Genomic DNA, 7,922 nt, shown 5'->3' with positions numbered 1-7,922 from the left:
ACCGGGCGCCTCGAGACGACCGCGGCCCGCGCGACGACCGCAACGACCGCAACGACCGCCCGGCCCGCGACGACAGGGCACCCCGCGACGACAGGGCACCCCGCGACGACCGGTCGGTCCGTGACGACCGGGCACCCCGGGACGATCGCGCGCCTCGGGATGACCGTGGGCCTCGGGGTGAGCGTGGCTTCGAGCAGCCTGATCTGCAGCAGCCCGCGTTCCAGGCGCCTGAGCTGCCCGAGGACGTTGTCGCGACGGATCTCGACAAGGAGGTTCGCGCTGAGCTGCTGAGCCTGTCCCGGGACACCGCCGACCTGGTCGCGCGGCACCTTGTTGCCGCCGGTCAGATCATTGACGAGGATTCCGAGCTGGCGCTTCAGCACGCCATCGCCGCGCGGCGGATGGCTTCGCGGATCGCTGTGGTGCGGGAGGCCGTCGGGCTGGCCGCGTATGCCGTGGGGGACTGGACCACCGCGATTGCCGAGCTGCGCACGTACCACCGGATGACGGGGCGGCAGACGCACCTGGCCGAGCTGGCCGACTGTGAGCGGGCCCTGGGCCGGCCGGAACGGGCCATTGACCTGTTCCGTGGCGCGGACAAGGACAGCCTCGACAAGGCGGGCGCGATCGAGCTGCTCATCGTGGCCGCCGGCGCCCGTGGTGACCTCGGTCAGCACGACGCCGCTGTGGCGATGTTGCAGGTTCGGGAGCTGACCGCTGACGAGGACGCCGAGTGGGCCGTGCGTCTCCGGTACGCCTACGCCGACGCGCTGCTCGCTGCCGGCCGGCGGGACGAGGCCCGGGAGTGGTTCGCTCGGGCTGCGGCCGCTGACGAGGACAACCTGACCGACGCGGCCGAGCGGTTGCTCGAGCTGGACGGCGTCACGATCGAGGGCGACGAGCCCGAGGACGATGACGACCAGCCCGTCGAGACCTCGGCCACCGCGGCGGAGACGGACGCTGAGGAAGCGGATGAGGAATTCCGCGACGAGGCGTTCGCCGACGAGGACGACGAAGACGACAGCGACGAGGACGACGAGGACGACGACCTGGTCGAGGACGTCGACGCCGGCATCGACGAAGACCAGGTGACGGAGGCCAAGACCGCCGACACGGAGGCCCAGACCGCCGACAGTGCGATCACCGGTGAGGACGCGGAGGCAAAGGCCACCGACGTCGAGGTCACCGGCGAAGCCGCGGAGGACGAGGAAGAGGCGGCGGAGGACAAGGACCGGACCGGCGAGATCGACGGCGAGCGTCCGGCGAAGGGCGACAAGGAGCCGGAGGCGTGAGTCTGGTTGAGGCGTACGACCTGGTCATCTTTGACCTGGACGGCGTCATCTACCTGATCGACAAGCCGATCGACGGGGCGGCCGAGGCGGTCGAGCGGCTGCGCTCGGCCGGCACGGCCATCGCGTACGCGACCAACAACGCGTCGCGGCGGGCCCCCGATGTCGCCGCGCTGCTCACCGGCATGGGTGTTTCCGCCGCCGCCGACGAGGTGCTGACCTCGGCCGGTGCGGCGGCCGCCCTGCTGGCCCAGCGGCTGCCCGCCGGTGCCCCGGTGCTCGTTGTCGGGGCGGAGGCGTTGCGGGCCGAGGTTCGCGATGCCGGGCTGGTTCCGGTCGAGCGGTTCGAGGACGAGCCGGTGGCCGTCGTGCAGGGTTACGGCCCGGATGTCGGCTGGAAGGTGCTGGCCGAGGCTTCGCTCGCGGTCCGCGCCGGGGCGCTGTGGATGGCGACCAACACCGACCGCACCCTGCCGAGCCCGCGTGGCCCGCTGCCGGGCAACGGTTCGCTGGTGTCGGTGCTGCGGACCGCGCTGAACCGTGAGCCCGATGTGGTCGTGGGCAAGCCCGCGCCGGCGTTGTTCGAGACCGCGGCTTCGCTGTCGAAGTCGCAGCGGCCACTTGCCGTCGGCGATCGGCTCGACACCGACATCGAGGGTGCGGTCGGTGCGGGCATGGACAGTCTGCTGGTTCTCACCGGCGTCAGCGGGCCCGCGGAGCTGCTCGCGGCCCCGCCGGAGCGGCGGCCGACGTTCGTGGCGGCGGACCTGTCCGGGCTGTTCGGTCCGGCACCCGCGGCCCGGCTCGCTGCCGGGAGCGACGAGCTCGGCGGCTGGCGGCTGGTCGACGGCAAGCTCGACGGCTCCGGTGACCCGGTCGACGCGTTGCGGCTGCTGACCGGCTTCGTCTGGGACGGCGGCAAGGCGCAGGCCGGCTCGGACGCGGCCCGTGAGCTCTTCGCCGCCTGGGGTCTGTAACCGCTGCTCGTGAACTGTCGTTGATCCCCCGTGGGCACCACGCCTACGGGGGATTTCCGTGTCCGGGGCAGCCGGAGATAGTGAACTCCCAGAGTCCGACGGGAGTCGACAGTCAGTGGCTGCAAGCGCGCACAAGGACATGAATTCCCCGCGGCGGGGGCTGCTGATCTGGCTCTCCGGCGCCGACCCCGACACCCTCTCGCGGAGCCCCCGCGAGAAACGCAAATACTCCGGGCTGGGCGGCGTCGTGCTGACCACGGCGGTGATGGCCGGGCTCTCCGCGGGCTTCGCCCTGCACACCGGGGTACGGGCCCCGCTGGCCGTCTCCGTCCTCATCGGAGTCCTGTGGGCGCTGGCCATCGCCAACCTGGACCGCTGGCTGGTGGCCGCGGCGGGCCGGCGTGAGCTGTGGTGGCAGAACCTCGCGACGCTCGTACCGCGGATCTTGCTGGCGCTGGTCATCGGCGCCGTGGTTTCGACGCCGCTGGTGTTGTGGATCTTCCAGCGGGAGATCCAGGCCCAGCTCACCATCACCCAGCAGGTCGAACGCAACACCTACGAGCAGAAGCTGCGATCCGATACCCGCTTCGCCGTCATCCCCGCGTTGCAGGCCGAGGTCACCAAGCTGCAGCAGGTCGCGGCCGGTTCGCTGGTGCAGGATCTGGTCGGCCAGGACCCCGAGGTCAAGCGGGACCAGACCGAGTACGACGCGCTGGAGAAGCGGTACAGCGAGGCGCGGGCCAAGGCGATCGCCGAGTTCGACGGCTCCGACGGCACCGGGCAGAAGGGTGGCGGGCCGGCGTACAAGACGAAGTTGCGGGCCGCCGGTGAGTTGCGGGAGCAGCGGGACGCCGCCAAGGAGAAGCTGGAACGGTCCCGGGGTGCCGCCGCGGCGCGGCAGGCGTCCACGAGCACCAAGGAACAGGCGACCGCGCAGACCGAGCTGGCCACCAAGGAAGCGGAGCTGGCCCGGCTCAAGAGCCAGAAGCAGGCCGAGGAGGACCGCTACCTGATCGACAGCGGCAACGACCGGGGCCTGCTCGCCCAGCTGGAGGCGCTGAGCCAGATCACGGACAGCAACACCACGCTGAAGACCGCGTACCTGACGCTGCTGTTGTTCATCACCGCGATCGAGATCCTGCCGGTGCTGACCAAGTTCCTGCTCAACATCGGGCCACCCACCGCGTACGACGAGATCCTGGCCACCGCGGAGAAGAGTGACGTGGAGGCGGCGCGGACGCGGATCGAGTTCGAGCGCGACCAGGAACGTCAGGAGCTCGAGGCCCGGGCGTTGCGGCAGGAGCTGATCCGCAAGGAGACCGCCGGCCGGGAGACACAGGTCGAGACGGAGATCCGTAAGCGGGAGCTGGACCGGTGGCACGGCGAGGAACTGCACCGGCTGAACGGCGCCCCGGCGACCGAGACGGCTACCCGCCGTACGCTGCGGTTTCCGGGCCCGCGCCGGGTCAAGCCGGACCGGACCGGCTACAACGACTGGCCGGCGGACGAGTCGGCCACCCGGCCGGCGAACCCGGGGACGTCGGTGGCCGTGCCGGATCCGGAGGCCGAGGGCGACGCCGACGCCACGACGCCGAGGTGGCGCTTCAAGTGACCGAAGGGGAGAGCCGGGCGGCTCTCCCCTTCCGCGTCTCAGCGGTTGAAGTAGACGGTGGCGACCAACTTGCCGCCGGGTGAGCTTTCGCGGGCATCCACCAGCTGGAACGGTACGTCCTTCAGGTCCGGGGACCTCTTGAGGGCTTTCTCCAGCTCGGCCGCCCTGCTCAGGTCGTTGCCGTAGTTCACGAGCATGACGGAGGCCGGGACGGCGCCCGGTGACTGGCTCGGGTTGAACTGCTGGCGGAACGTCTGCTCGTCGTCGGTGCGGGATCCGGGCGCGAGTGGCGGCAGATCGATCGTCTTAGGTGGCAGGCGGACCGGTCTCGCCGGCGCCGGTGCCGCCAGGGTCGGCTGCGGCGGCACGGGCGCGGCACCGTCGGTACGGGTGGCGATGAACGCGCCGGCCGAGACAAGCACCGTGACGGCGACAACACACCCAGCGAGATACACGGGTCCCCGGCCGGCGAACCGCTGACGCAGGCCGCTGCCCTGAGGTCTCGAACCGCGCGGGGAGATGGTTTGGAAACTGCCGGTGTCCTGGCCCCAGGCGAGCGGCTGGGTCGCCGGTGCCGGTCCGCTGGTGGCCAGCTTCAGCGCGGTGGCGACCTGGGACGAGGCGTTGTTGTCATAGCCGATGACCCGGCAGCGCTGCACGAGGGAGCTCGTGCGGGGCGCCTCCGGATCGAGCTCCAGCAACGCTTCCAGGGCGCCGTACATCATGCGCTGCAACCGGGTCGAGCGGCCGCCCGCGAGCTGTTGCTGCACTGTGTCGAGCATGGTGTCGATCCACTGCTCGTCGCAGCGGCCCTGCAGGGCCGTACGGGTGAGGTCCCGCGCGAGCCGCTGGAGCACGTCCGGATCCGTGCCCGCCCGCGGTGTCTCCATGGCCGACAGCCACAGCATGGTCCCCACGGCCTGGCTGGGCAGCGGCTGCAACTGTTTCGTCAGGGAGCTCAGGAACCGCAGCGGCTTGGCCGCCAGGATCACCTCGTCGTGCGCGGCCTGGGTGTAGATCAGATGCTCGTTGAGCTCGCCGACGACGATGCCCGCGTCCGGCGGGAAGTACTCGCTGTCGGCCTGCGTGGTGAGGCCCAGCCGCTTGAGCCACGCGCGGGCGGCGACCCGGTCCTTCAGGTCGCACAGCACGCCGGACCGGGTGATCCAGCCCTCGGTGACCGACCGCAGGCGCTTGGGCTGCGGATAGGCGCTCAGCAGCAGGGTGGCCAGCCGCTCGTGCCAGGCGGTCAGCTCCGGCCGCTCCGCGGTGGGCAGGCCCAGGATGTTGTCCGGCCGGTCGTCCTGCGCCCGGACCACGCCGGTGAGCAGGGCCTGCTCCAGCGGCGCACTCAGCTCCTCCCGCAACACGCGGACCGCCTCCACCGGCTCCTTGCCGGCCCACTCGGTGACCAGCGGCAGGTGGCCCTCGGCCAGCCGCCGGCGACCGCCGGGCGTCTGCACCATGGACGGTACGTCGTGCCACTCCGGTACGTGGTTGGCGTGGCCCAGCTCGACCAGCATCTCGTCGAGAGTGAGCTCGCCCCGCAACAGGTCGGGGTCGGGGCGTTTACCCGTCGCGGCGTAGTGCACCAGGTACTCGAAGCCCCGCCGTACGGCAGCAGTGCCCAGTCTGGTCTTGATCTCCTCCTCGGTCACCGGGCCGCGGCGGAACCACTGGTCGATGCTGTCCGCCCGGTGCGGTTCCTGGCGGCGGAAGTCCGCCGGCCAGCCGCCGGCCACGACCCGCAGCTCGGGGGAGTCCGGGCGTTGCAGCATGCACGTCGACCAGGACCAGGTGCGCAGCTCGCGTTCGGGCAGCACGCGCAGCACCGCCGGGATGATCGCCGCGGTCTGCGCCGGGTCGCCGTCCACCGGGACGGCGGCCTGCCGGGTCACGATGCCGCCGAGCACCTGCATCACGACGGTCTGGAAGCGCTCGTCGTCCGGGAGCGCCGGCCGGTCCTCCGCGGCGAGCTCGGTGCCGGCGGTCCAGGCGTCCAGGGCCGACATGCCCTCGGCCGCGAACGCGAAGCGGCAGGTGCCGGCGACCCCGAACGGCCCCCGGCGGCCCTGCACGACGAAGCACCACAGCCGGCGGCCCTGCACGGCGACGCGGCGCAACGTCCACACCGGATGGCCGACCGTCGAGCGGATGCCCTCGGGCGGCTGGCTCAGGTCGGCCTGCAGCAGCCGCTCGGCGGCCGCCCAGTATTCGCGGGGCGCGGCCGGGCCCACGTCGTGCGGGCTGAAGCCCCGGCCGGTCAGGTCGGCCCACTGCACCATGATCATGCCGTCGGTCATCTACGAGCCCTCCCAAGAACGGCCAGCAGGAGTTGGGTCAGTGCGGCGGCGCGGTCGTCGACGCGGGGGAAACGGTCGCGGGGGTCGAGCGGCTTGAGCCGGATGTCGTCCACCGCGATCGGTACGGTGGCCAGCGGCGAGCACAGGAAGAACCGCAGGGTGATCCACGGTTCGCGGTGCATCCGGAACAGGGCGCTCTGCTGGCCGAGGCCGTACGCGAGTCCGCAGCCGACCGCCGACATGATCAGGTCCCGCAGCAGGATCAGGGCGCCGGAACCGGGCTGCAGGGCGCTGTCGAGATGCTCGTCGATCGAGGGGACCCGGACGTGTTGCGGCACCTCGCTGGTCATGTCCCCGCGCGGGATGCTGACCTCGTTGTCGGTGCCGACGTGCACCAGCTTCCAGAACTCCTCGGGCTGCGAGAAGTGGTCCAGCAGCCCGCGCGCCACCTGCACCGCGCGGCGCTGCCGTACGGCGGGCTCGGGGTTGTGCGCGCCCCAGATGTAGGTCAGCAGCTGGGTGGCGCCCGGATCGGCGCCCGCACCGCGCGACCAGCGGTCCATCGCGACGGACAGGTAGGTCGCCGTGCCGCGTTCGACCTCGCCGGGCGCGCCGATGTCCCGCAGGTCGAGGCCGGGCTTCTCCAGCGCCGCGCGGATCAGGTCGCATTTGCTGATCGCCACCAGCATCTGCAACGGCCGGCCCTCGTTGGTCGCGAACAGCCCGTCGACCATGGTGATCTGCAACCCGATGTCGTCCTGGATGGACTCCCGGTTGCCGCGCACGACGTCGGCGCCGGACGCCTTGACCGTGCCGGGCCGCAGGCTGCCGTCGAGCAGCAGCCGCTCCTCGGCGACCGACTCCGTCGCCATCCACTCGGGCGCGTTCGGGGCCACCGCCGGGTCGACGACCCAGAGCAGCGCGTCGAACGAGCGCAGCATCCCGGCCTCGCGGCGGTTGGTGCCGTGCTCGTCGAACAACTCACCGGGCAGGTCGGCCACCCCGGTCCAGGTGCGCCGGCCCGCACTGTCGGTGCGTACCACCAGCGGCTGGCGGAACTGCTTGCCCCACTGCTGGGCGCGGCGTTCGCCGTCGGCGACCGTACGCCGGACCAGCTCCTGGATCGCCGCGAGCGCGTCCCGCAGCTGATCCTGGAGCATGCCGGCCGGGGTCGCCTGGCCGTCCGTACCGGTGGGCTGGATCGCCTCCCCGGTCTGCCGGGTGTTGTTGTACTTGCTGATCCGCGAGGTCAGCGGCAGTTCCTCGAGCGGGCTGAGCTTGCGCAGCCGGATCCGGCCCGGATCGTCCTGGGCGTCCCACCGGGTCAGGTTGTCGAGGTTCTGCTTCAGCGTCCGGACCAGCAGGTACGTCTTGCCGCTGGCCGGCGCGCCCATGGCCGCGACCATGTTCCACTCGTCGATGGTCTGGCGGGCCTCGTCCGGCCGGCGGGCCGGACCGGCCCGGAAGACGGGCGTGGCGTCGGGGAAGATGTGCCCGCCGCCGCAGAGCAGGTAGACGAAGTCGACCTCGTGCTCGTTGAAGGCCGGGTCCAGCGACTCCGCCGGGCGGTAGTTGCCGGCCAGCATCGTCACCCGCCACGGCATCCCGTTGCGGCCGTCGGGCGCGCCGACCTCGAGCCGGAACGACGGCGGCATCATGAACCGGCCGGTCTCCGGGTCCAGCGGCGGCTGGGCGGCACCGAGCAGCTGCCGGCACACCGGGCAGGTGCTGCCGAAGCGGC

Annotated in this window: 5 protein-coding genes; 3 read left to right on the top strand and 2 right to left on the bottom strand. The window is 71.8% G+C overall.

Translation table 11 applies throughout. The annotated features are described in order from the left end of the window. The first annotated feature begins 287 nt into the window (after window positions 1-287). From AB0C29_RS23210 to AB0C29_RS23200, 3 genes are all read left to right on the top strand, one after another. Entirely contained in the window at window positions 288-1,292 is a 1,005-nt protein-coding gene (locus AB0C29_RS23210) for a Replicase polyprotein 1ab (RefSeq protein WP_360823551.1), read from the top strand. Further along, window positions 1,289-2,266 carry an HAD-IIA family hydrolase gene (locus AB0C29_RS23205; RefSeq protein WP_360823548.1) on the top strand — a complete coding sequence of 326 codons (978 nt, stop codon included), beginning with the start codon at window positions 1,289-1,291 and terminating at the stop codon, window positions 2,264-2,266. Before AB0C29_RS23210 ends, AB0C29_RS23205 begins: the two co-directional genes overlap by 4 nt. A 139-nt stretch (window positions 2,267-2,405) precedes the next feature. Beyond that, window positions 2,406-3,878, top strand: coding sequence for a DUF4407 domain-containing protein (locus AB0C29_RS23200; protein WP_360823545.1), 1,473 nt, complete (start codon window positions 2,406-2,408; stop codon window positions 3,876-3,878). A 38-nt stretch (window positions 3,879-3,916) separates the two neighbouring features. Here AB0C29_RS23200 and AB0C29_RS23195 read toward each other — a convergent pair whose 3' ends face one another. Next, a complete protein-coding gene (locus tag AB0C29_RS23195) occupies window positions 3,917-6,181 on the bottom strand; it encodes a hypothetical protein (RefSeq protein ID WP_360823542.1) in 2,265 nt (754 codons plus the stop codon). Beyond that, a partial coding sequence (locus AB0C29_RS23190) for a hypothetical protein (protein ID WP_360823539.1) occupies window positions 6,178-7,922 on the bottom strand: 1,745 nt, incomplete at its 5' end. The genes AB0C29_RS23195 and AB0C29_RS23190, both read right to left, overlap by 4 nt.

Origin of the sequence: Actinoplanes sp. NPDC048791, assembly GCF_040650095.1 — a bacterium.
GTDB lineage: Bacteria > Actinomycetota > Actinomycetes > Mycobacteriales > Micromonosporaceae > Actinoplanes.
This window is presented reverse-complemented; position numbering and strand designations above follow the sequence as displayed.